The organism is Nocardia sp. NPDC057353 (assembly GCF_042667085.1).
Classification (GTDB): Bacteria; Actinomycetota; Actinomycetes; order Mycobacteriales; family Mycobacteriaceae; genus Nocardia.
In genome coordinates this window covers 1-21156 of the sequence record NZ_JBHVAK010000025.1, presented here as the reverse complement: position 1 = coordinate 21156, position 21156 = coordinate 1, and the positions used below count along the sequence as shown (strand labels likewise).

Genomic DNA, 21156 nt, shown 5'->3' with positions numbered 1-21156 from the left:
CACGCTCGCCGGTCCGCCCATCTCGGCGCCCTTCTCACGCTCGGTGGCCGGGGCCGCGGCGGGCCCGGGTGAGCAGCACCAGGACCGCGCCGACCAGTCCGAGGGCGAGCAGGACGCCGCCCGCGATCAGCAGCGTGGTGTGGTCGTCGGCCGGCTGCTCGGCGGGCACCGTCGCGGGCGCCTGGAGCAGGATCGGTTCTCGATCGCCGGTCTGCACCAGCACCCCGCCGCGCAGCCCGTACCAGCGGTCCGGCTCGGCGCGCAGCCAGTCCAGCAGCCGGTCGAGCGCGGCGGGGTCGCCGGTGGAGGTGGCGACCAGCAGCATCCGGTCGCCTGCCCAGGCGGCCTGCAGCGAGCCGAGCCGCTGCCCGGGCAGCTCCACGCTCTGCGCCTCGCCGCCGCCCGCGTCGGCCACCGTGACGCTGGGCCCGACGACCGTGAGCGGGAGGTGCAGCGAGTCCGGCAGCCCGCCGTCGGCGGCGATCAGGATCGCGGGGCGGTCCGAGTCCAGCGCCGCGTCCATCGGGACCAGCTCCGGGCGCAGCGGCTCCAGCGTCATCCGCTGCATCCCGGCGAGCAGCCCGAGCGCGCGGCCCGCGTCGGCCAGCGTTCCCTCGCTCAACCCCACCTGCACGCCGGGCATGAGCGCCTGCGGCAGCGCCTCGAACCCGCCGGGCACCGGCGGCACCCGGCGCACGCTCTCCACCGTGCTCTCCGGGTCGAGGGTGAGCGTGACCGGCTGCGCCACCTCGCAGCCCGCGGTCCCCGCGACCTGCAACCCGACCGCGACCTCGGTGAACCGGCCGAGCAACCGGTCCGGGACATCGATCCAGCGGTCGATCCGCCCGGAGTCCTCCACCGGCCACTGGGCCAGCGTGCTGTCCCCGATGCTCACCGTGAGCTGCCCGTTCGCCACCTCGGGCAACGGCGTGTAGTTGCCTCGCAGGTGGATGCGCACGCTGCCGGAGGGACGGCCGAGCCGGGTCTGGTCCACCGCGACCGGGATCCGGACCCGGCCGGGACCGGTCGCGCTGAGCGTGGTGACGCCGAGGTCGCGCAGCGTGACGCTGTCCGGCGCGAGCTGCGGCGCGAGCTCCAGCGACCCGGCGACCGCGTCGGTGTCGGCGGCGATCCAGGCCATGTTGCTGGTGATCAACCTGGCCTGGGTGCGCAGCTCGCCGCCGCGGCCGGTGACCGCGAGCACCGGGCCGCCGGGGGCCGTCGTCCGCAGGGTGGTGCCCGCGGTGTCGTCCTCGGTGATCACCACGCGGCGCTCCAGCAGCTCCGGCTGGTCGGCGGGGACGGTGTTGCCTGGTCCGAGCGGGCGCAGCTGCACCGCGACGGTCTGGTTGGCGTACCTGGCCACCACGGCGGTGCCGAGCTCCAGCGCGGTGGCGGTCTCGTCCGCGGACGGGGTGGCGGGCAGGTACAGGGTGAGCCGGTTCAGCACCGGCGGCAGGAAGTCCGCGATCACCGCGGGCTGCGCCTCGTCGCCGGTGTAGTCGACGGTGGCGTCCACCAGGGTGAGCGTCCCCCCGCTGTCGTCCGCGCACCAGCCCGCGTCCATGGCGGTCAGGTGCGAGTGCAGCGTGACGGTCGCGGCCCCGTTCAGCACCGGCACCCCGGCCAGCGGGAGGCTCACCGGCAGCGTGGAGCTGCCTGGCGGCACCTCGACCGAGCCGACCACCCGCCCCTGCACCTCGACGTCGATCCGCCCGGCCCCGGCGTCCGGGGCGACCTGCAGGGTGCCGCGCAGCGCGGCGGGCGCCATGCCCGGCGGAACCGGGACCACCAGCGCGACCACGTCGTCCCGGCCCTCGAAGGTCTGCGCCGCGGTGAGCCCGAGCGCGGGGAGCGGGAACTGCGCGTCCTGCCGGAGCGGCGCCGCCGCGGCGGGCGCGGCCAGCGCGAGCACCGCGACCCCGATCGCCGCGCAGCGCGCGATACCGGACCGGATCGAGCCGGCGACCGTCATGCCCACACCTCCACCACACGAGCCGAGATCAGGACGAACGACCCCAACAATAGGGCCGAAAGTCCTGGTCAGTGCCGAAGGCGGGGCGTGTCGCGGTGCCCGCGGTCCGGCTCAGCTCGTCAGGCAGCCGGGGCCGAGCAGCGCCTTGAGGTCGCCCATGAGCGCCGAGGACGGCGAGACCCGGAGCGAGTCGGAGAGCTTGAGCACGGTGGTCTTCTCCCTGGCGCCGACGTAGCGCACGTGCACGTCCGCGGTGCCGGGGTGCCTGATGAGCACCCGCTTGAGTTCGCTGACCTTGTCCGGGGTGCAGTTCCGCGTGGTCATGGTGACGGCGAGCGGCTTGGCGACGCCGATGGCGGAGAGGTCCGGCACCGCGAGGTCGTTGGCGATCAGCGAGACCCGGTCGTCGCGGACGCTGACCCGCGCCTTCACCAGCACGATGGCGTCCTCGACCACGTCCATGCCGTAGAGCTGGTACGACTGCGGGAAGAAGAGCACCTCGATGCCGCCGGTCAGGTCCTCGAGCTGGGCCGAGGCCCAGGCCAGGCCGTTCTTGTTGACCCTGCGGTTCACCGAGGCCAGGATGCCGCCGACGGTCACCTGGGTGCCGTCCTTGAGGTCGCCCTCCAGGATGGCCGGGATCTGGGTGTCGGCCTGCGCGGCCAGCACGTGCTCGACGCCGTTCAGCGGGTGCCCGGAGACGTAGAGCCCGAGCATCTCCCGCTCCAGCGCCAGCCGGTGCTTGGACTCCCACTCGTCGTCCGGCACCGAGACATTGAAGATCGAGGTGATCGATTCGTCGGCGTCCATCCCGCCGAAGAGGTCGAACTGCCCGATCGCCTCGGCCTTCTTGGTGGTCATCACCGCGTCGATGGCGTCCGAGTGAATGAGCAGCAGCCCCTTGCGCGGGTGCCCGAGCGAGTCGAAGGCGCCCGCCTTGATCAGCGACTCGGTGACCTTCTTGGTGCAGGCCACGGTGTCGATCTTGTTCAGGTAGTCGGAGAAGTCGGTGTACTTCGACTTCTCCTTGCGCGCCTGCAGGATCGAGGCCACCACGTTGGCGCCGACATTGCGCACCGCGCCGAGCCCGAACCGCACGTCGGTGCCGACCGAGGCGAAGTTCAGCTCGGACTCGTTCACGTCCGGGGGCAGCACGTGCACGCCGAGCCTGCGGCAGTCCGAGAGGTAGACGGCGGCCTTGTCCTTGTCGTCGCCGACGCTGGTGAGCAGCGCCGCCATGTACTCGGCGGGGTAGTTCGCCTTGAAGTAGGCGGTCCAGTAGGAGACCAGGCCGTAGGCGGCGGCGTGCGACTTGTTGAAGGCGTAGCCGGCGAACGGGAGGATGGTGTCCCAGAGCGCCTTGATGGCGGCCTTGGAGTAGCCGTTGGCCTGCATGCCCGCCTCGAAGCCCTCGAACTCCGCGGCCAGCACCTCGGCCTTCTTCTTGCCCATGGCGCGGCGCAGGATGTCGGCGCGGCCGAGCGAGTACCCGGCGACCTTCTGCGCGACGTGCATGATCTGCTCCTGGTACACGATCAGGCCGTAGGTCTCGCCGAGGATCTCCTTGAGCGGCTCGGCCAGCTCCGGGTGGATCGGCTTGACCTCCTGCCGCCCGTTCTTCCGGTCCGCGTAGTCGTTGTGCGCGTTCATCCCCATCGGGCCGGGGCGGTAGAGCGCGCCGACGGCGACGATGTCCTCGAAGGCGGTGGGCTGCATGCGGCGCAGCAGGTCGCGCATGGGGCCGCCGTCCAGCTGGAAGACGCCGAGCGTGTCGCCGCGCTGCAGCAGCTCGTAGGTGAGCTTGTCGTCCAGCGGCAGCGCGTCCAGGTCGATCTCGATACCGCGGTTGAGCTTGGCGTTGTCGATGGCGTCGCCGAGCACGGTGAGGTTGCGCAGCCCGAGGAAGTCCATCTTGAGCAGGCCGATGGCCTCGCAGGACGGGTAGTCCCAGCCGGTGATGATGGCGCCGTCCTGGGCCCGCTTCCAGACCGGGATGGCGTCGGTGAGCGGCTCCGAGGACATGATGACCGCGCAGGCGTGCACGCCCGCGTTGCGGATCAGCCCCTCCAGGCCGCGCGCCGTCTCGTAGATCTTGGCGATGTCCGGGTTGGTGTTGATCAGCTCGCGGACCTCGGCGGCCTCCTTGTACCGCTCGTGGTTCGGGTCGGTGATCCCGGAGACCGAGATGTCCTTCGCCATGATCGGCGGCGGCAGCGCCTTGGTGATCTGGTCGGCGATGGCGAAGCCGGGCTGGCCGAAGAGGACCCGCGCCGAGTCCTTGATCGCGGCCTTGGTCTTGATGGTGCCGAAGGTGATGACCTGGGCGACCTTGTCGGTGCCCCACTGCTCGGTGGCGTAGCGCACCATCTCGCCGCGGCGGCGATCGTCGAAGTCGATATCGATATCGGGCATCGAGACGCGCTCGGGGTTCAGGAAGCGCTCGAAGAGCAGGCCGTGCGGGATCGGGTCGATGTTCGTGATGTGCAGGGCGTAGGCCACCAGCGAACCGGCGGCCGAGCCGCGGCCGGGGCCGACCCGGATGCCGACCTCGCGGGCGTGTTTGATCAGGTCGCCGACGACCAGGAAGTAGGCCGGGAAGCCCATCTCCAGGATGACGCTGATCTCGTAGTCGGCCCGGTCCGCGTACTCGCGCGGCACCCCGTTCGGGAAGCGCTGGTCCAGGCCGCGGGCGACCTCCTTGCGCAGCCAGGAGCCCTCGGTCTCGCCCTCGGGCACCGGGAAGACCGGCATCCGGTCGCGGTGCTGCCAGACCTCGTCGTAGGACTGCACCCGCTCGCCGATGAGCACGGTGTTGTCGCAGGCGCCGGGGACCTCGGCGTCCCAGATGGCGCGCATCTCGGCGGCCGACTTGAGGTAGTAGCCGTCGCCGTCGAACTTGAACCGGGTCGGGTCCGAGAGCGTCTTGCCGGTCTGGATGCAGAGCAGCGCCTCGTGGTTGGTCGACTGGTCCTTGGTGACGTAGTGGCAGTCGTTGGTGGCCAGCGGCGGGATGTCGAGCTGCTTGCTGATCATCAGCAGCCCCTCGCGCACCCGGCGCTCGATGGACAGCCCGTGGTCCATCACCTCGAGGAAGAAGTTCTCCGGGCCGAAGATCTCCTGCCACTTGGCCGCGGCCTCCAGCGCCTCGCGCTCGTGGCCCAGCCGCAGCCTGGTCTGCACCTCGCCCGAGGGGCAGCCGGTGGTGGCGATAATTCCTTCGGCGTGGGCGGCGATGATCTCCTCGTCCATCCGCGCCCACTTGCCCAGCTGGCCCTCGATCGAGGCCAGGCTGGAGAGCTTGAACAGGTTGCGCAGCCCGGTCGCGTTCTCCGCGACCATGGTCATGTGCGTGTAGGCGCCGGAGCCGGAGACGTCGTCGCCCTTCTGGCTCGGGTCGCCCCACTGCACGCGCTTGGTGTTGAACCGGGAGCCGGGCGCGATGTACGCCTCGATCCCGATGATCGGCGTGATGCCCGCCTTCTTGGCCGAGTTGTAGAACTCGGAGGCGCCGTACATGTTGCCGTGGTCCGTCATGCCAACCGCGGTCATCCCGAGCCGGTTCGCCTCGGCGAAGAGCGGCGAGATCTTGGCCGCGCCGTCGAGCATCGAGTACTCGGTGTGGTTGTGCAGGTGAACGAAACCGGACTCGGCCAAGACGGTCCTACCTCCCAGGGTCGCGACGGGATCGGGACGCGTTTCTCCCGGCGAGGAGGTGTGCCGCCCCGCCGTCGATCCGGCCCGAGTGGTCGAGTCTCGTGCTTGGATTCGGGGCCGTCAAGTTGCCCCGCCGACGCTGCGGAACGGCCGATATGCATCCCGGCGCGTCGCCTCTGGCGCGTCGGAAATCGCCGCGATTCGGACCGCGGCGGGTGGCTGTGCGACACGTCGGCGAACATTCGGCATCGGCCGCGCTCCGCGCCGCCCGGCCGGGTGGCGACCTCCGGCACGGCCGCGCTCCGGTCCCCCGGTGGAGTGCAGGCACGGTTCTCACCCCGTCCGCTGATCGGTGACCGGCGGCTGCACCGCGGCGCCGTGCCCCTCGTCCGCGGCGGTCCACCCGGTGCGTCCGCCCACCCCGTCCAGGACGGCGGTCACCTCCCGGACCCGGCCGGTGCGGTCCTGCGTCGCCACCTCCACCTCCAGCCCCTTGAGCCGCCCGCGCCCCGCGCCGAGGCCGTGCGCCCCCGCCAGGTGGCTGCGAATCCGCAGGTCCGGGTGCGGCCAGTCCTGCCCGGCGACCAGCAACACCGCCTGCTGACTGCGCACCCGCCCCGCCAGGGTCCTGGCCCGAGCGGGCGGGATGTCGACCCGGTGGTCCAGCACGACCAGGTCGATCCCGTCGGTCAGCGCCGCCACCACGCCGAGCGGGTCCCGCCCCGGATCCCGGATGACGGCGAGCCGCTCCAGCGCGCCCCCCATCTCGTGGAAGGCGAGCAGCCCGCGCCGCCCGCCGCCTACCAGCGCGGCCCACGCGCCGTCCGCCGTGACAGCGGCCAGCAACCCGAGCAGCACCGTGCTGGTGCCGGTGTAGGCCACCGTCGATCCCTTGGCGAGTCCGCCGTCCGGAAAGATCGGCGCGAGGGCCGCAGGCACGGCGAGCACCGGGGTGCGCGCGGCGGCGGCGCCGGGGACCCGGTCGATGACGTCGCGCAGCGCGGCCACGCGCTCGGCCTTCGACAGCGCGGCCAGGCGCTCGGGGTCGAGCCGGTCGCGCGCGCTCACCGCCGGATCCATTCGAACATACTTTCGAGTCTGTCATACCCCTGTGCTACGGGAAACGATTGCGCCCGGGGTGTCGAGTTAGGACCTGGTCTGTCCTAACCGCCCGAGATACTCGAATCATGAGCGAACCCGACATCACCGACTACAACGATCCGAACGCACCCTGGAACCAGGCGTGGGACCAGGAGGGCAGCATCGCCAACTGGAACGACGACGTGATCAAGGAATTTCGGGAGAACGAGGGCAGGGTGGGCGGCGCCTACGCGGGCGGGGACCTCATCCTGCTCACCACCACCGGCGCCAGGAGCGGCAAGCGGCACACGGTCCCGCTCGGCCCGCTCTACCGGGGCGACATCCTGTACGTGAGTTCGTTCGTCGAGGACAAGTACCCCGCCTGGTGGCACAACATCAAGGCGAATCAGCAGGTCACCATCGAGCTCGGGGACCGGACCCACCGCGCGACCGGCCGGGTGCTGGAGGGCGCGGAGTACGACGAGTTCGCGGCCTGGGTGCTGGCGAACAACCCGCTGCTCGCGGACTTCCAGTCCAAGATCGACCGACCGATGCCGCTGGTCGTGCTCACCCTGGACGGGGAGGGCTGATACTGGGCTCGTGGTTCGCGATGTCGGCACGATCCGGTTCGACCTGGAGGTGGAGTTCCGCGCGCCGCGGCGGATCCGGCACGGGGTCCCGCCGCTGAACGCCCGGGGTCGGATCGTGCCCCGACTGGACGGGGTGCGCTTCACCGACCTGGTCGACCGGTTCGAGCAGCAGGCCGGGATGGAACCGGCGGGTGAGGCGTACGGCGGGATCGTCCCCGCCCTGCTGCGGTTCGACGGCGGCTCGGCCGACCGGCACTTCCTCGGCCACGAGCCGCGCACCCGCGTCCTCGCCTGCCGGTGCGGTGAATGGGCCGACTGGCCGCTGATCCTCACCATCACCACCACCGACACCACCGTGAACTGGAGCGATGCCGAGCAACCGTTCCGCCCGGCCCGCGACTACACCGCCTTCGGCCCGTTCCGCTTCCCCCGCCCCGCCTACGACCGGGCGCTCGCCGACCTGAGCGCCGCCCTCGCCGCCACGGTGGCGTTCGACCGGGAGACCCGCGCCGCGCTCCGGCGCTGACGGCGGAGCCGCCGCGGCAGATGCCCGCCCAGCGCGGTTCAGGCGGGGCGGGACTCCACCTCGATGCCGAAGGCGGCCGCCAGGCGGCACAGCCGCTCGGGCGTGGTGCACAGCCGGTCGAGGGCGGCGGCGTCGAGCCGCCCGGCCCTGGCCTGGAAGAGGAGGGGCGCCGCGGGGTGCGCGTGGAACTGCGCGGGCTCCGAGCGGGCGGCCTGCTCCTGTGCCGCGGCGAGAATCGCCGGTTGCACGGCGCGCACCCGAAATGCCCACTCGCGCAGGGCAGTGACCCAGGCCGACGACGCCGGATCGGCGAACGGGCCCGCCGCGTCGATCTCGTCCCAGGTGGTTTCGGCCCACGGCCTGCTGCGCAGTACCGGAAGCTGCCATGTGCGGCGCACCGCGGTCCAGTGGTCGGCGTGCGCGCGCACCCGGTGCAGGGTGAAGTCGGGGACGGAGAGGGCGGTCAGGTACCCGCCGTGGCAGGCGCCGGTGTCCAGGCCGAAGATTCGGCCGTCCCGGATGAGCGGGTCCGCACCGGTCACATGGTGTCCGAACACGACCGGCACGCTATCGGTGTAGCGCTCGTGCCAATACCCCTCGGGGAAGAGCGCTTTCAACTCGCGCTCACCGCGGGTGGACCCGCACAACACCTCTTCCCGCTGCTCCGCGAGCGGCACGCCGGGGACGAGCGCCGCGTGCACCACCCGCACGTGCTCGTTCTCGAACCAGTACGGCAACGTCGCCATCCAGGTGACCATGTCCGCGTACCCGGCCCCTGCCTGCAGGCGCGTGATCTCCTGGGCGTACGAGAAGACGCCGCGGACATGTTTGCGCTCGTGGTTGCCCATCAGCACCAGGGAATTGGGTCGCTCCCGGAACAGCCGCACCACCTCGGCGGGTGCGGGCCCGCGATCGACCAGGTCGCCGACGGAGACGAGCAGGTCGTCCGGCCCGACCTCGGCCACCGCCAGCAACTCCACGAGTTCGGCGTGGCAGCCGTGGATGTCGCCGACGATCACGGTGCGCTCCATCCAGCCGACGCTAGACCGCCCGTGCGCCCCGGCGCGACGGCTTTTCCGGTCCCGGCGTGCCGCCGCGCGGACGCATTTGCCAGGGTGAACCCACCCCTGGAAGGAGCAGCCCGTGGACGCGCACACCTACATCATCCGAGCCTCCGGCGACCCCGCCGCCCCCGGCGACCGCGACACCATCGGCGGATGGCCGGTCCTCGACGCCGGGCAGCCGTGGCCGGTGTGCCGGTGCGGCGCCAGGATGGCGCTCTACTTCCAGCTCCGAGTCCCAGCCGACGTCACGCACTTCGCGGGCGACCAACTCCTGGTCTTCCAGTGCCCGGCCGAGAGCGACGCCTGCTTCCAGGCCAGGGGACAGCTGCCGCCGGAGTTCTGGGACCACCCGCCCGCCAACGACCACGCGCACTGGCGAATCCTGCTGCAGCGCAACGCCACCGAGGTCGCCGAGCTCGACCCGTACCTGCGCCCGCACCGGCTGACGCTGGAGCGCGCGGTCGACGACGATGACTTCCCGGGCTACGACGGGCCGCTGCAGGATTTCAAGGTGGGCGGCTCCCCCTACTGGTTCCAGGGCGCCGAGCACCTCCGCTGCCCCTGCGGCGAAGATCTGGTCTTCCTCGCCCACATCTCGGAGAACTACGACTTCGGCGCCTTCCGGCACCGCACCCCCGAGGCGGACGCGGCGGTCGCCTTCGACGACGGGTTCCTGCTCGGCAACATGGTCTACCTGCTCGCCTGCCCCGCGCACTGCCATCCCGCCGCGGTGTATCCGGTCTGCCAGAACTGAGCGGCGCTCAGGACGGGTCGGTTCCCGCCGGCTCGGTCACCGCGCCACCCAGCTGCGGAAGGCGGCGACGAATTCCTCGGGCGCGTCGGACTCCACATACGTTCCCGCGCCCTCGACGATCACGGTCGTGTGCCGAGGGAAGGCGGCTTCCAGCCGGACCCGTTCGCGGGGGCGGAAGGCGATGTCGGCATCACCCCACACGATCAGCGTCGGCAGGGGGGCGAGACCGGGGAGCCCGGCCTCGACCTCGGCGAAGAAGGCCCGGCTCGCGCGGACGCGACGAGGCAGCACGGCGGAGGCACCACGCCGCTCGGGGGTGTCGAGCGCCCGGCGGTAGTGGGTCATCTCGGCCGCGGTCGGTTTCCGCCGCCGGTGGCCGGTGGGGATGAAAGCGTCCACCAGGAGGTTGAACCGCCGGATCAGGAAGCGGGCCGGGGGGCCGCCCATGATGCGCGAGAAAGCCTCGAAGTGCGGGATGCCGTTGACCGGCCAGGCCCAGGTGTTGGCGAGCACCAACCGCTCGAAGACGCCGGGCAGCCGCTGCGCCGCGGCCAAGCCGATCATGCCGCCCCAGTCCTGCCCGACCAGGGTGACCCCTTCGAGACCGAGTGCGTCGACGAAGGCGTTGACCACCTCCGCGTGCTGCTCGGGCAGGTACCGGTAGCCGGGTGCCGCCGCGGAGAGACCGAAGCCCGGGTAGTCGAGGGCGATGCACCGGTAGTCGGGGCGCAGCGCGGTGATGATCTCGCGCCAGAGGAACGACCAGGTCGGGTTGCCGTGCAGCAGGAGCAGCACCGGCCCCGCCCCCTCGTCCACGTAGTGCACGGTGTGCCCGTCGAGCTCGACGAAGCGGCTCTCGAAAGGGAACAGGGCATCGTCCACCCAGGCGGGACGCGCGTTCGCAGAACCCCGATGCGCAGCTACGGACAGTTCTGCGGGCTCGCCCGCTCCCTCGAGGTCATCGGCGACCGCTGGACCCTGCTCGTCGTCCGGCAGCTGCTCATCGCCCCCGCTCGCTACCGCGACCTGGCCGAAGGGCTGCCCGGTATCGCCACCAACCTGCTCGCCGACCGGCTCCGCAACCTCGAGGCCGCCGGCGTGGTCGAGCGGCGACTGGCGGGCACCGGCAGCGTGGTCGAGTACGCGCTCACCCCGTGGGGCGCCGAGCTGCGCGGGCCGATCGAGAGCCTGATCCGCTGGTCCACCCCGCTCATGGTCCGCGGCCCGGAGGGGGACTCCTTCCGCGCGGAGTGGCTCACCCTCGCCGTCCCCGCGCTGCTCAGCGCTCGGGTCGAGGTGCGCACCCCGGCGGCGATCGGCCTCGAGGTCGGTGGCCCGCCCCTGCGGCTCAGCGTGACGGATTCCGGCGTCGAGGTCGTCCCGCACGACGGCCGCGCCCTCGACGCCACCCTCCGCGCCGACCCCGCCCACCTGCTCGGGCTCGCCGCGGGCGCCTTCACCCTCGACGACGCCCGCGCGCTCGGCCTGCTCGCGATCGACGGGGACGAGGCCGCGGTCCGCGCCGCCTTCGCCGCCTGACCTGGGATACTCGCACCCGTGCGGACCGAGCGGGAGGAGCGCGCGGCGATCGCGCTGCGCGGACTGGCCACGGGTGACGGCTTCGGCTCCTGCTGGACCGACCCGCTCAACAGCTCGGCCCTCGCGGCGCGCGCTGCCGCCGGCCCTGGCTGTGGACCGACGACACCGAGATGGCCTGCTCGGCGTATCGAATCCTGCGGCGGCACGGGGAGATCGACCGGGACGCTCCGGTGCGTGCCCGCCGCGATGTCCAGGTAGTGGCAGGTGCGGCTTGGGTCGCCGGGTTGTAGTCCGACCGAGCCCAGCGGTCCGGGCCGAGGCCGAAGGGGAGCACGGTCTGCCCGGCGGGCAGTTTGCGCAGCTCGGGCACGATCACCTCGACCGCGAAGCAGCCGCCGGGCGTGAGTTGGTCGGCGACGGCGCGGAAGCAGGCGACCTGGGCGTCCTGGGTGGTCAGGTTCATGATGGTGTTGAAGACCAGGTAGGCGAGCGCGAACTCGCCCGCGACCCTGGTGCTCGCGAAATCCCCGACGGTGACGCCGATCTCGGCTCCGCCCGGTTTCGCCCGCAGCCGGGCGAGCATGGCGGTCGAGAGTTCGATGCCGTGCACCGGCACCCCGCGCGCGGCCAGCGGCAGCGCGATCCGCCCCGTCCCGATTCCGAGTTCCAGTGCCCGGCCCGCACCGGCCAGTTCGGCCAGTACGTCGACGGTGGACGCGACCAGCTCCGGCTCGAAGCGCTCGGCCGAATTCCGGTCGTACGTCGCGGCGACCGCCTCCCCGAAGTGATCGATCACCCGCGGGACGGTAGCGCCGGCGCCGGGCCGGGTGCACTGCCTTTTCCAGCGGCGGGCGGTGCCGGGGCTCGAATCCGGCACCGTCCGCCGACCGGGATTCGACGTGCCCCGCTGCCCGGCTCGGTCAGCCCTGGTAGCGGGTGACGGTGAAGTCGACGGTGCCCGGCTCCGGCAGGTGCGCCGGGCCGATCGTCACGGTGCCGTCGAAGCGGCCGACACCGGCGTGGAACAGCGCGTCCCGCCCGCTGGTACTCCAGTACCCCGGCCCCTGCGCCGTCTTCGTCACCACCCCGGTCTCCCCGGTGTCGACATTGCGCCAGGTCAGCGTGACCGGCAGCGAGCAGGGGCCGACGCCGACCAGCGTCGCCGCCACGGTGAACGCCGCGTGCTCCGGGTAGGCGTCGCCGGTGACCGCGGACTCCACGTAGGCCACGCACGGCCCGTCGGTGAGCGCGACCGCCGGGGTGAACGGGCCGCCGGTGGTGGCGGGGTTGGCCACGGCGGGGGTGGCGAACACGACCAGCGCGGCGCCCGCGAGCACGGCGGTGGCCAGTACGGCGAGCACGGGTCTGGCTGATCTCATCGGGGCCCTCTCGGGGGTTGGTGGGCGGGGCTGGGAAGGAGTGCCCCGGTGGGGGTGGCGTAAACCGGTTCAGCGCACGGAGTGGATCGCCGCCGGTGAATTCTGAGCGAGGTGCACTGCGACCGACCCTTGCCGCGACGGAGCAGGTCAGCGGCGGGCGCCGACGGCACGCGGCGGCGGCTGCGCGGAACAGTCGGCATTGCTGCGGCAATCCATCTCCGCCGTCGGCATGTTCGGAAAGACCCGCATTCCGTTCCGCACGGAAAGCCGCATTTTGCTGAACGTCACCGCGGATGCCCGCAGAACGATCCCGTGGTGTGAATCGGTTCAGCTCCGCAATGCCTCCGACAGGAGTTCGTGCACCAGGACGAGGTCGTCGAGCGCGGCATCCCTGCCCTCCGGGATTTCCCGGATGAGCCGCGCTGTCCGCGCGACCCGCTGCTCGAAGAAGAGGTCGAGGTGCTGGGTGGCATCGCGACGCAGCACCTGGGCAGCCGCCGCCAGCTGGGATCGCGCTGTCGCGCCGCACGCCCGATCGGTGCTGAGACGCACGATGTCCAGCAGATCCGTCGCCTCCTTGCGCGCTCCGCGGTCGAAGGCGGACTGCAGCTTCATGGCGATCAGCGAACCGGGTTCGGCGACGGCAACGGTGACGGCGGCACTCCCGCGCGCCCGAAGCCGCAGCGGGCTCGCGGTCTCCGCGGCCCAGGAATGGGACAGCACGTGCAGGCGCCCGGTCGGATCCTCGGGCAGGGGATCGAAATCGGCGTCGGATACCTCGAGCACGTCGACCTGCACCTCCCCCTCGGGCGTGGGGATCAGCACCCCGGCGGGCCCACTCGCCCGGCCGGTGCTCGCGACGAGCACCTCCAGCTGGCTCGGCTCGTCACCGCAGCGGCGATGAACGGTATCGAGATCGCTGGTGGCGCGATGCGGGCTCGCGACCCGGCAGATCACCGCCAAACCGCCGATCACGGTGATCGGCCGCCCGGCCCGGCGCTCCGTTTCCGGTATGGCGTGCACCAACGCGGCCATCGAAGGACCGGCCAGCTCGACCACCCGATCACCAGACACGACGAAATTCCCCCTCCGGCGTCCACAACTCGACGATCTCCCGCCCGCGCCCGGGGTCCCCCGCCAGGTCGAGAGCTACGAAAAGCGGATGCGCCAGCGGCCACTCCCCCGCCTGCGGCGCCACCCGATGCCGACAAACATAGCCGACCGGCGAAACCCGCAAAGTGGCTGCCCGATCACCTCTTCCGCGGTTCGTCGTGCCGAGGAGCTTCGCGGCACGGCGGAGGACAGCGGAGTCCGGCACGTAGAAGTCGGGCGGACTGTCGGCACGAATGGCGATGGGGGCGCCGTAGGCCGCGGCGGCATGCGAGTCGCTCAGTGCCCATCCGGCGACCGATACATCCGCGTCGTTCATCCTGAGCGCCTGTCGAAGGCCGAGATCGTCGAGTGGGAGCTCCGCGATGTCGAGTTCCTCGGGGCGCCATGCCGCGGCGAGTTCCCAGAAGAGCCCGGGCACGTCGGGCACCCCGTCCGAGGTGAGCAGCCCCGCGCGGCGCAGCCCGTCGACCGCCACCGAGACCGAACTCGGTGCGCGGCCGATGCTCTGCGCAATGTGCCGGATGCGCACCGGCCGCTCCGGAGCGAGGAGAGCCGTGACGGCCACCTCCACGACCACCGCGCCGGCGAACGGTTCCGCTCGCCGAGTGGTCAGCACCGGTTCGACATCAGCGTGGACGAAGAGGCCGGGCGCGGCCAGGTGCAGGCGCCCCCGGAGATCCAACCAGCTGTATCCGGCTTCCCGAAGCGATCGACGAGCGTCCTCGGTGATTCGCTTCGCCACCAGCACGCGGGGGCGAGGGCGCTGCTCGCCTTCTTCGGTCGCACGACGGACGAGGCGGGAGACGTCCTTGGCGGTAATCAGCGAAGCGGCTTCGACCTCGATCGCAATCCGCTCGGCACCGTGCCGAACGATCAGAACAGTGCCGTCGCCTGCCTCGTTCTCGAGCCCGACGGATCGAAGCGCATCGGCGAGATGCTCGCGCGCACCGGCTGCCGAGAGACCTTCCACCGTTTCAGAGTGCCTAATGTTCGGTGTTCGGTCAATACCGAACACCGAACAGCGAACACCGCGCCTGCCCGGTCGAACCGAGCGCAGACCGCATAATCGACCCATGGAACCCACCCGATGAACACCACCGCGGCGGCGATCGTGGTGGCGGCGGCCCTGCTGGCAGGCGCCCTGCTCCTGTGGCCGCGCACCCGCCGCGTGGTGACCACCCCCGCCGAGCGCGCGGTGCACTCCGCCCTGCACACGGCGGCGCTGGCGGCGGTCCCGCTGCGGCGCGGGCTGACGGCGGAGGCGGCGGCGGAGGCGGCGCCACATCTGCGGCTGCTGACGGGGGGTGCGGCGCTGGGGGTGGCCGACCACGTGGGGGCGGTGCTGGCGTGGGACGGCCCGCACGCGGGGTTGCGCGGGACGTTCGCGGAGGCGGCGGCGCGGGCGGCGGCGGGCGGGCGCGCGGTGCTGGTGGCGGGGCCGGGTGAGCAGGCGGGGCGGACGCTGGTGGCGCAGCCGATGCTGCTGCCGGACGACGAGGTCACCGGGGTGCTCGGCGTGGTGACCGAGGGGAGGCCGGGGCCGGGGACGCTGGGCGCGCTGGCGGAGGTGGCCAGGTACGCCTGCGGCCAGCTGCAGCTGGCCGAGCTGGACGCCTCGCGGGCCCGGCTGGACCGGGCCGAGGTGCGGGCGCTGCGCGCGCAGATCAGCCCGCACTTCATCTACAACGCGCTGAACACCATCGCCTCGTTCGTGCGCACCGACCCGGACCGGGCGCGCGAGCTGATTCTGGAGTTCGCCGACTTCACCCGCTACTCGTTCCGCGCGGCGGGCGAGTTCACCGTGCTCGCCGACGAGCTCCGCAATATCGAGCGCTACCTGGCGCTGGAGCGGGCCAGGTTCGGCGACGCGCTGCAGGTGCGGCTGCGGGTGGCGCCGGAGGTGCTCGGCGTCGTACTCCCGTTCCTGGCGCTGCAGCCGCTGGTGGAGAACGCGGTGCGGCACGGGCTGACCGGAACCGGGACGGTGAGCATCGTCGCCGTCGACGCGGGCACCGAGTGCCTGATCAGCGTGGAGGACGACGGCGCCGGGATGGACCCCGAGCTGCTCCGCTCCGGCGAGCTGGACGCCGTCACCACCGGCGAGTCGGCGCACGTCGGGCTCGCCAATGTGGACGACCGGCTGCGCGCCGCCTTCGGCAACGACTACGGGCTGGTGGTGGAGACGGCGCCGGGCGCGGGCACCAAGGTGAGCCTGCGGGTGCCGAAGTTCCGACCGGGCGTGCGGGTATGACGGCGCACCGGCGGCGCCTCCTTCTACGATGAGACCGCTGTGACCGCCACCACCCCCTCCGGCGCCGCCCTGCGCGTGCTCGCCGTCGACGACGAGAAGCCCGCTCTGGACGAGCTGGTCTACCTGCTGCGGGCGCAGCCGGAGGTGGGCGAGATCCACGCGGCGAGGGAGTCGACGGCGGCGCTGCGGCTGCTGCGCAGGCACCCGGTGGACGCGGTCTTCCTCGACATCAACATGCCGGGCCTGGACGGAATGGAGCTGGCGGGCATCCTCGCCGAGTTCGCGCACCCGCCCGCGGTGGTCTTCGTGACGGCGCACGACGACCGCGCGGTCGCCGCCTTCGACCTGGGCGCGGTGGACTACCTGCTCAAACCGCTGCGCACGGAGCGGCTCGCGGAGGCGGTGCGCCGGATCGGCGCCGCCCGCAGCACCGCCGCTCCCCCGGCCGCCGCGCCGCGCGCCGACCCGGCCGAGGTGATCCCGGTGGAGCTGGGCGGGGTGACCACGCTGGTGCACCGGGCCAGCGTGAACTGGGTCGAGGCGGACGGCGACTACGCCAGGCTGCACACCAGCGCGGGCTCGCACCTGGTCCGGATCCCGCTCTCCGCGCTGGAGACCCGCTGGCGGGACGCCGGTTTCCTGCGCGTGCACCGCTCCTACCTGATCGCGCTGCGCCTGGTGACCGGGCTGCGCACCGTGGGCGGCGCGACGCTGGTCTGCCTGCGCGGCGAGGGCGAGGCGGCCGCGGTGGAGTTGCCGGTCAGCCGCAGGCAGCTGCGCGAACTCAAGAACCGCCTGGTCCACGGCCCCCGGCAGAACTGGACCGGGCGGTGAGCGGCAACGGGGAGCCGCCGCGGCGGCCCGCCGGAGAAGTGCGGCGCCCGGCGGCCGCGCGCGAGATATCGCAGCACCCGGCGGCCGCGCGCGAAACCCCGCAGCGTCCGGCTGTGCAGCGGCCGTCCAGGGAGCGGGTGGTGCTGGCCGAGCGGCGCGGCGCCCGCCGGGTGCGCACCCGCAGCGAGGTGGCCGAGCAGACCGAGATCGGCGCGGCGCTGATCGGCGGGCTGATCCGGGCCCAGCTCGGCCTGGGCTTACGGATCGGGCTGGTCGTGGTGCTCGTCCTCGGTGCGCTGCCGATGCTCTTCGCCGCGGGCGCGCCCGCCACCGTCACCGTGTTCGGGGTGCGGCTGCCCTGGCTGCTGCTCGGCGCGGTGGCGTATCCGCTGCTGTACGGGGCGGGGCGGCTGTACCGGCGGCTGGCCGAGCGCAACGAGCAGGACTTCCTGGAACTGGCCGGCGACTGAGATGCCAGGCACCGCCCCGCTGCTCACCGTGGCCGCGCTGCTGCTCGCGGCGCTGGTCACGGTGGCGCTCGGGGTGTACGGGGTGCGGCTGGCGCGCACCACCTCCGATTTCCTGGTCGCGGGGCGCAGCGTGGGCCCGCGCTGGAACGCGGCCGCCATCTCCGGCGAGTACCTCTCCGCCGCCTCGTTCCTCGGCGTCGCGGGGCTGATCGCCAAGTACGGCGCGGACGCGCTCTGGTACCCGGTCGGGTTCACCGCCGGGTACCTGGGGCTGCTGCTCTTCGTGGCCGCGCCGCTGCGCCGCTCCGGCGCCTACACGGTGCCGGACTTCGCGGAGTTCCGGCTCGGCTCGGCGCGGCTGCGCAGGCTGGCCGCGGTGGTCGTGGTGCTGGTCTGCGCGGTGTACCTGATCCCGCAGTTCCAGGGCGCCGGGCTCACCCTGCGCATCCTGCTCGGCTGGCCGGGGTGGGTGGGCGCGGTGGCGGTCGGGGTGATCGTGATCGGCAATGTGGCGGGCGGCGGCATGCGCTCGGCGACGCTGGTGCAGGCCTTCCAGTACTGGCTCAAGCTCACCGCGGTGGCGCTGCCCGCGCTGGTGCTGGCCGGGCACTTCCTGGCCGAGGACCGGCCGCTCGGCTCACCCGCGCCGCCGGTGCTCGCCGAGCGCACCACCGTTGACATCAGCACCGACGTGGTGGTGCAGGTCGCGGGCCCCACCCCGGCCACCGTGCGCGGCACCCTGGACGGCGCCGCGGTCGACGGCCCGGTCGAGCTCAGCGCGGGTGACCACGAACTCGGCGCGGGCACCGATCTGGTGTTGGAGCCGGGCAGCGCGGTCCCGGTGGTGGCGGGCGCGCCCGCGGACGGCGCCGACTGGCTGCGCCCCGGCGGCGGGTTCGGCGGCACGCACCCCACCTACCAGGTGTATTCGCTGATCATCGCGACCTTCCTCGGCACCATGGGGCTGCCGCACGTGCTGGTGCGCTTCTACACCAACCCGGACGGGCGGGCCGCGCGGGCGACCGCGCTCGCGGTGATCGGGCTGCTCGGCGTCTTCTACCTGTTCCCCGTGCTGCTCGGGGTCTTCGCCCGGCTGTACGTGCCGCAGCTGCTGATCACCGGCACCTCGGACGCGGCGGTGGTGCTGCTGCCCGGCGCGGTGCTGAGCGGGCTGCCCGGACAGCTGCTCGCCGCGCTGGCGGCGGCCGGGGCGATCGCGGCCTTCCTCTCCACCTCGTCCGGGCTGCTGGTGGGGATCGCGGGGGTGCTCGGCACCGACGTGCTGCGCGGGCGGGTCCGGGACTTCCGGTTCGCGGCCGTGGTGGCCGGGGTCGTGCCGCTGCTGCTCTCGCTCACCGTGGTCTCGCTCGACCTCTCCAGGACGGTGGCGCTCGCCTTCTCGGTGGCGGCCTCCACGCTCTGCCCGCTGCTCGTGCTCGGCATCTGGTGGCGCGGGCTGACCGCGGCCGGGGCCGCCGCAGGGCTGAGCGCGGGCGGGCTGACCGCGGGGGCGGCCACCGTGGTCTCGGTGACCGGTGGCGTCGCCGCCGACTGGGCGGGCGGCTGGCCCGCGGACATCCTCGGCTACCCGGCCGCGGTCAGCGTGCCGATCGCCTTCGCCACCATGGTGCTGGTCAGCCTGGTGACCAGGGGCCAGGACGCGCGCACCGTCGGGCGGATCTTCGTGCGCATGCACGCCCCGGAGAAGCTGGGGATGGGCGCGGACCGCGAGCACGGAGTCCTCGGAAACGAGCCGGGCGGCCCCGCGGGGCGCTGACCGCTCGCCGCTCCCCGCCGACCGCTCACCGCACGATCCCACCCCTTCACGGAGTGACCTGCGACACACGCCCTGTGGGCCCCCGCGGCGGGGTTACGGTCTTCCGCTGTCAGCCACGTCACACGACAGGACTCCCCCGGATGACCAGTACCGACCTCGGCGGCGCGCAGCCGCCGACCCCGGCCGAGTTCGCCGCGGCGTACTCCAGCCCCCAGTTCCAGGAGCTGCGCAGCCGCCTGCGGCGCTTCGTCTTTCCCGTCTCCGCGCTCTTCCTGCTCTGGTACCTCGCCTACGTGCTGCTCGGTGCCTACGCGCACGACTTCATGGCGACGAAGGTGGTGGGCAACATCAATGTCGGGCTGCTGCTCGGCCTCGGCCAGTTCGTCTCCACCTTCGTGATCACCGGCGTGTACGTGCGGTTCGCCAACCGCGAACTCGACCCGCGCGCCGCCGCCATCCGCGCGGAGCTGGAAGGAGACAAGGCGTGAGCACCGGTTCCCTGCTGGCCGCATCGGCCACCGTCGGCAACCCCGCCGCCAATATCGCCATCTTCGCGATCTTCGTCGCGGTCACGATGGTGGTGGTGATCCGGGCCAGCCGCAACAACGCCACCGCCGCCGACTACTTCACCGGCGGCCGCGGCTTCTCCGGCCCGCAGAACGGCATCGCCATCGCGGGCGACTACCTCTCCGCGGCCTCCTTCCTCGGCATCGCGGGCGCCATCGCGGTCTACGGCTACGACGGCTTCCTGTACTCCATCGGCTTCCTGGTGGCCTGGCTGGTCGCGCTGCTGCTGGTCGCCGAGATGCTGCGCAACACCGGCAAGTTCACCATGGCCGACGTGCTCAGCTTCCGGCTGAAGCAGGGCCCGGTGCGCACCGCGGCGGCGCTCACCACGCTCGCCGTCTCGCTGTTCTACCTGCTCGCCCAGATGGCGGGCGCGGGCGGCCTGGTCGCGCTGCTGCTCGACATCTCCGATCGCGCGGGGCAGTCCGTCGTGATCGCGGTGGTCGGCATCCTGATGATCGTGTACGTGCTGGTCGGCGGGATGAAGGGCACCACGTGGGTGCAGATCATCAAGGCGGTGCTGCTGATCTCCGGCGCGGCGCTGATGACGGTCATGGTCTTCGCCAAGTTCGGCTTCAACCTCTCCGAGATCCTGGGCAGCGCGCAGCAGGCGGTCACCGGCTCGGCGAACGAGAAGGTCGCCGCGCGCGACGTGCTCGCGCCCGGCGCGCAGTACGGCGGCAGCGAGATGTCCAAGCTGAACTTCGTCTCGCTCGGCCTGGCGCTGGTGCTCGGCACCGCCGGGCTGCCGCACGTGCTGATGCGCTTCTACACGGTGCCCACCGCCAAGGAGGCGCGGCGCTCCGTGGTCTGGGCCATCGCCCTGATCGGCGCCTTCTACCTGTTCACCCTGGTGCTCGGGTACGGCGCCGCGGCCATCGTCGGCCCGGACCGGATCCTGGCCGCCGCGGGCGGGCAGAACTCGGCGGCCCCGCTGCTCGCCTTCGAGCTCGGCGGCGTGCTGCTGCTCGGCATCATCTCCGCGGTGGCCTTCGCGACCATCCTGGCGGTGGTCGCCGGGCTCACCATCACCGCATCGGCCTCGTTCGCGCACGACATCTACGCCAGCGTCATCAAGAAGGGCGAGGTGGACGAGCGCAAGCAGGTGCGGGTCTCGCGGATCACCGCGGTGGTGATCGGCGTGCTCGCCATCGGGCTCGGCATCCTGGCCAACGGGCAGAACATCGCCTTCCTGGTGGCGCTGGCCTTCGCGGTCGCGGCGGCGGCGAACCTGCCGACCATCCTGTACTCGCTGTTCTGGCGGCGGTTCAACACCACCGGCGCGCTCTGCAGCATGTACGGCGGGCTGATCTCGACGGTCGTGCTGATCGTCTTCTCCCCCGCCGTCTCCGGCGGCCCGACGGCCATGCTGCCGGATGCCGACTTCGACTGGTTCCCGCTGTCGAACCCCGGCATCGTCTCCATCCCGCTGGCCTTCGTGCTCGGCATCGTCGGCACCTTCCTCGGGAAGGACGACGAGGATCCGGCCAAGGCGACCGAGATGGAGGTGCGCTCGCTCACCGGGGTCGGCGCCGAGAAGGCGATCGCGCACTGACCCGGCCACGCGCCGCGCGAATCCGATT

At 72.4% G+C, this 21156-nt stretch carries 19 protein-coding genes; 10 read left to right on the top strand and 9 right to left on the bottom strand.

The features are described from left to right. Window positions 1-34: 34 nt before the first annotated feature. From ACFUUZ_RS15380 to ACFUUZ_RS15370, 3 genes are all read right to left on the bottom strand, one after another. Window positions 35-1975 carry a cellulose biosynthesis cyclic di-GMP-binding regulatory protein BcsB gene (locus ACFUUZ_RS15380; protein ID WP_378696502.1) on the bottom strand — a complete coding sequence of 647 codons (1941 nt, stop codon included), beginning with the start codon at window positions 1973-1975 and terminating at the stop codon, window positions 35-37. 111 nt (window positions 1976-2086) lie between these two features. Then, window positions 2087-5629, bottom strand: a complete 3543-nt coding sequence (gene dnaE, locus ACFUUZ_RS15375; RefSeq protein WP_378696500.1) for a DNA polymerase III subunit alpha — start codon at window positions 5627-5629, stop codon at window positions 2087-2089. 333 nt (window positions 5630-5962) lie between these two features. Next, window positions 5963-6697 carry a hypothetical protein gene (locus ACFUUZ_RS15370; RefSeq protein ID WP_378696498.1) on the bottom strand — a complete coding sequence of 245 codons (735 nt, stop codon included), beginning with the start codon at window positions 6695-6697 and terminating at the stop codon, window positions 5963-5965. A gap of 119 nt (window positions 6698-6816) precedes the next feature. On the opposite strand from ACFUUZ_RS15370, the gene ACFUUZ_RS15365 reads away from it, so the two are divergent. Both ACFUUZ_RS15365 and ACFUUZ_RS15360 read left to right on the top strand, forming a co-directional pair. Beyond that, window positions 6817-7299: a nitroreductase/quinone reductase family protein gene (locus ACFUUZ_RS15365; protein ID WP_378696496.1), complete on the top strand. Its 483-nt coding sequence runs from the start codon at window positions 6817-6819 to the stop codon at window positions 7297-7299. 10 nt (window positions 7300-7309) lie between these two features. Then, window positions 7310-7825, top strand: coding sequence for a hypothetical protein (locus ACFUUZ_RS15360; RefSeq protein WP_378696495.1), 516 nt, complete (start codon window positions 7310-7312; stop codon window positions 7823-7825). Window positions 7826-7863: 38 nt separating this feature from the next. Here ACFUUZ_RS15360 and ACFUUZ_RS15355 read toward each other — a convergent pair whose 3' ends face one another. Continuing rightward, window positions 7864-8856: a metallophosphoesterase family protein gene (locus tag ACFUUZ_RS15355; protein ID WP_378696493.1), complete on the bottom strand. Its 993-nt coding sequence runs from the start codon at window positions 8854-8856 to the stop codon at window positions 7864-7866. A gap of 112 nt (window positions 8857-8968) precedes the next feature. On the opposite strand from ACFUUZ_RS15355, the gene ACFUUZ_RS15350 reads away from it, so the two are divergent. Then, window positions 8969-9643 (top strand): hypothetical protein, encoded by a 675-nt coding sequence (locus tag ACFUUZ_RS15350; RefSeq protein WP_378696491.1) that lies wholly within the window; start codon window positions 8969-8971, stop codon window positions 9641-9643. Between the two features lie 36 nt (window positions 9644-9679). Here ACFUUZ_RS15350 and ACFUUZ_RS15345 read toward each other — a convergent pair whose 3' ends face one another. Then, window positions 9680-10525, bottom strand: a complete 846-nt coding sequence (locus tag ACFUUZ_RS15345) for an alpha/beta fold hydrolase (RefSeq protein ID WP_378696489.1) — start codon at window positions 10523-10525, stop codon at window positions 9680-9682. Between the two features lie 30 nt (window positions 10526-10555). Here ACFUUZ_RS15345 and ACFUUZ_RS15340 point away from each other — a divergent pair, with 30 nt between their 5' ends. Beyond that, entirely contained in the window at window positions 10556-11182 is a 627-nt protein-coding gene (locus tag ACFUUZ_RS15340; protein WP_378696487.1) for a winged helix-turn-helix transcriptional regulator, read from the top strand. 106 nt (window positions 11183-11288) lie between these two features. On the opposite strand, the gene ACFUUZ_RS15335 is transcribed toward ACFUUZ_RS15340, so the two are convergent. From ACFUUZ_RS15335 to ACFUUZ_RS15320, 4 genes are all read right to left on the bottom strand, one after another. Then, a complete protein-coding gene (locus tag ACFUUZ_RS15335) occupies window positions 11289-11978 on the bottom strand; it encodes a class I SAM-dependent DNA methyltransferase (protein WP_378696485.1) in 690 nt (229 codons plus the stop codon). A gap of 124 nt (window positions 11979-12102) precedes the next feature. Further along, complete coding sequence (locus tag ACFUUZ_RS15330; protein WP_378696483.1) at window positions 12103-12561, bottom strand: hypothetical protein; 459 nt, start codon at window positions 12559-12561, stop codon at window positions 12103-12105. A gap of 327 nt (window positions 12562-12888) precedes the next feature. Then, complete coding sequence (locus tag ACFUUZ_RS15325) at window positions 12889-13620, bottom strand: nucleotidyl transferase AbiEii/AbiGii toxin family protein (RefSeq protein WP_378696481.1); 732 nt, start codon at window positions 13618-13620, stop codon at window positions 12889-12891. Window positions 13621-13624: 4 nt separating this feature from the next. Further along, window positions 13625-14644: a hypothetical protein gene (locus ACFUUZ_RS15320; protein WP_378696479.1), complete on the bottom strand. Its 1020-nt coding sequence runs from the start codon at window positions 14642-14644 to the stop codon at window positions 13625-13627. 117 nt (window positions 14645-14761) lie between these two features. Between ACFUUZ_RS15320 and ACFUUZ_RS15315 the strand changes: the two genes are divergently transcribed. The 6 genes from ACFUUZ_RS15315 to ACFUUZ_RS15290 all read left to right on the top strand — a co-directional run bounded on the left by ACFUUZ_RS15315 (window position 14762) and on the right by ACFUUZ_RS15290 (window position 21128). Beyond that, a complete protein-coding gene (locus ACFUUZ_RS15315; RefSeq protein WP_378696477.1) occupies window positions 14762-15925 on the top strand; it encodes a sensor histidine kinase in 1164 nt (387 codons plus the stop codon). A 39-nt stretch (window positions 15926-15964) separates the two neighbouring features. Then, a complete protein-coding gene (locus ACFUUZ_RS15310; RefSeq protein ID WP_378696475.1) occupies window positions 15965-16759 on the top strand; it encodes a LytR/AlgR family response regulator transcription factor in 795 nt (264 codons plus the stop codon). Window positions 16760-16896: 137 nt separating this feature from the next. Beyond that, on the top strand, window positions 16897-17229 hold the full coding sequence (locus tag ACFUUZ_RS15305; RefSeq protein WP_378696625.1) for a hypothetical protein: 333 nt from the start codon (window positions 16897-16899) through the stop codon (window positions 17227-17229). A gap of 1 nt (window position 17230) precedes the next feature. After that, the gene (locus tag ACFUUZ_RS15300) at window positions 17231-19006 is read left to right on the top strand and encodes a cation acetate symporter (RefSeq protein WP_378696473.1); all 1776 of its coding nucleotides are present in this window, start codon (window positions 17231-17233) and stop codon (window positions 19004-19006) included. 140 nt (window positions 19007-19146) lie between these two features. Continuing rightward, window positions 19147-19494 carry a DUF485 domain-containing protein gene (locus ACFUUZ_RS15295; RefSeq protein WP_378696472.1) on the top strand — a complete coding sequence of 116 codons (348 nt, stop codon included), beginning with the start codon at window positions 19147-19149 and terminating at the stop codon, window positions 19492-19494. Further along, window positions 19491-21128, top strand: coding sequence for a cation acetate symporter (locus tag ACFUUZ_RS15290; RefSeq protein ID WP_378696470.1), 1638 nt, complete (start codon window positions 19491-19493; stop codon window positions 21126-21128). The genes ACFUUZ_RS15295 and ACFUUZ_RS15290 overlap by 4 nt, the downstream gene beginning before the upstream one ends. Window positions 21129-21156: the final 28 nt, after the last annotated feature.